Source organism: Kitasatospora sp. NPDC001225 (assembly GCF_053597855.1).
The window spans coordinates 1-1,510 of record NZ_JBSFJC010000441.1 but is presented as its reverse complement, the minus strand read 5'-3'; the positions used below and the strand labels follow the sequence as shown (position 1 = coordinate 1,510).

At 73.2% G+C, this 1,510-nt stretch carries 2 protein-coding genes; one reads left to right on the top strand and one right to left on the bottom strand.

The window, feature by feature from the left end:
- Positions 1 to 172: 172 nt before the first annotated feature.
- The gene (locus ACWDCZ_RS41305; protein ID WP_449818717.1) at positions 173 to 388 is read right to left on the bottom strand and encodes a hypothetical protein; all 216 of its coding nucleotides are present in this window, start codon (positions 386 to 388) and stop codon (positions 173 to 175) included.
- Between the two features lie 328 nt (positions 389 to 716).
- Here ACWDCZ_RS41305 and ACWDCZ_RS41300 point away from each other — a divergent pair, with 328 nt between their 5' ends.
- A complete protein-coding gene (locus tag ACWDCZ_RS41300; RefSeq protein WP_449818716.1) occupies positions 717 to 1,334 on the top strand; it encodes a TetR-like C-terminal domain-containing protein in 618 nt (205 codons plus the stop codon).
- Positions 1,335 to 1,510: the final 176 nt, after the last annotated feature.

Genomic DNA, 1,510 nt, shown 5'->3' with positions numbered 1-1,510 from the left:
GCTCCCAGCCGTCCATCAGCTCCTCGGGGTACGCCGCCGGGCGGTCCGCGGCCCGGGCGAGCGGCTGAGGGGCTGGTCCTTCCCGGCCCGGGGCCAACGAAGAGGCCCCCGGCGCGACGGGTGACGGCTGGGGGCGGGATCGGTGCTTCCGAGGAAGGGGAGGACGAGGGGGTCAGTGGCAGTTGGGGGGAGTGCAGCCGTGGGGGTGGCTGCCGGGGGAAGAGCTGCTGCTGGGGCCGGGACGGTGGCTCCGTCCCGTCTCCGAGGCGCTCTCGCCGCCCCGGACCGGGCACTTGCACGCCCGGAGGGCGGCGGCGATGCTCACCGCGGCGAAGACCGCGGCGACGCCGGCGGCCATCAGCGCGGTGTTGGCCGTTCTGTCGGTCATGGGGTCCTCCACGGGGTTCCGCAGGCGGTCCGCTTCAACCCGCACCCCCATGCCACCGCCCGTCCCGCCCCAGCCGCATGAGGCCACGGTCCTGTCCCGGTCCCGACGTGCGGGAACTCCATCGGATCGAACGCATGATCGAAATTCTGTTATGCGGCGTCGGCGGGAACGGGTTCGTTCACTAACATCGACAGTGGCCCCCGCGATGTCCGTGATATACGAAATGCTTCACCGTGCGCGCGGCCGACCAGGGATTTCCCGGAGATCCGCGGGTGGATGCGGGGAGCGACGGGGATCGAGGAAAGGCGATTGAAGAAGGTGCGCAACCATGACCGCTGAGACGGATACCGGACACGGACCGGTGACGGGCGCCCCGCTGCGGCGGCGCGGCGAGGCGCTGGAGAGCGCCATCTACGAGGCGGTCCTCCAACAGCTCACCACCGACGGCTACGCCCGGCTCACCATGGAGGGGGTGGCCGCCGCCGCCCAGACCGGCAAGGCCGCGCTCTACCGCCGCTGGTCCTCCAAGGAGGAGCTGGTCATGGACGCGCTGCGGGCCAGCCTGCCGCCCTCCGGTCCGGCCCCCGACACCGGCGGCCTGCGCGGGGACCTGCTGGAGGTGGTGACCCGGCTGCGGGCGGCGATGGTCAGCGAGCTGGGCGCCGCGGTGCGGGCCATCATGAGCGAGCTCGACCACCAGCGGGCGCACGCCTTCGTGGAGATCGTGCTGGAGCGGGTGGTCGAGCCGACGACGGCGCTGCTCGCCGAGGTGCTGGACCGCGGCACCACGCGCGGCGAGGTCCGCCCCGGGGCGGTCACCCCGCTGGTCACCGACCTGGTGCCGGCGCTGATGCTGTACCGGATCAAGATGTGCGGCGGGGAGGCGACGCAGCTCGATCCGGCGGAGATCGTGGACGAGCTGCTGCTGCCGATCGTCCGCCCCTGACGGGGGTGCTCCCGGGTACGCCGGGAAATCCGCGCGCCACCGGAATCCCACGGGTGTGTTCCTGAGTTCCGGAGGGAATTCCCGTGGGATTCGGCGGTGGCGGTGGCGGTGGCGGTGGCGGTGGCGGTGGCGGTCCATGCCGGGGGCGGGGGGTGGGGGCCGGGGCCGCCGGGGGC